At 28.3% G+C, this 629-nt stretch carries 1 protein-coding gene; it reads left to right on the top strand.

Annotation, left to right across the window (positions count from 1 at the left end; translation table 11 throughout):
- Positions 1-233 precede the first annotated feature (233 nt).
- The coding region (locus FLA105534_RS23635; RefSeq protein ID WP_173968525.1) for a hypothetical protein at positions 234-629 on the top strand (396 nt) is incomplete at its 3' end.

Raw genomic sequence — 629 nt, 5'->3', positions numbered from 1 at the left:
AAAAAATACTTTTTAAATCCACAAAGGATATTATTTTAGTATTTTAAAAAATTAACAAACTGTACAATTCCCCTGGAGGCATTGTTTTAATAGAACAACAAGAAAAAGAATTTGTGATGATTGATTTTAACCCATGGAGGTTATTCTGTAATCCCGTCCAGGGAAGTAAAAAAAGTCTTTGAAGATATCAAAGCTGAGGTACCTCCATTTAAAATCAATTTAAATTAATGAAGATGAAAATTACAAAAATTTACTATGCACTTGTACTTATTTGTTGCTTATTGACTCCTTTTTTTTCTTTTACAATTTATCGTCAATATTGTTATGTAATTGGTAATAGTTTCGAAAAAATGATGCGAGTTGAAAAACTTACAAGAGATCCTTCAAGTTCAAAACGTATTTCAACCACTATTTATGGGCAAACTGATGGACAAAAAGTATACTTCAGTTCATATGATGATGGGGCATACGATTTTATGTTATACATGGATACTAAAACAGAACAATCAATTGATTACAATAATTTAACACCACTAAAATTGTATGTACCAGTCGTTAAATTTGGAACCTCAAAGTTTGTATTATATATAAAAAAAGAACAGACTAAAGATGACGCAATTAAAGAGAAC

The organism is Flavobacterium collinsii (assembly GCF_902804485.1).
Classification (GTDB): domain Bacteria; phylum Bacteroidota; class Bacteroidia; order Flavobacteriales; family Flavobacteriaceae; genus Flavobacterium; species Flavobacterium collinsii.
The sequence above is the reverse complement of the archived record's forward strand: the minus strand, read 5'-3'. Positions and strand labels throughout refer to the sequence as shown.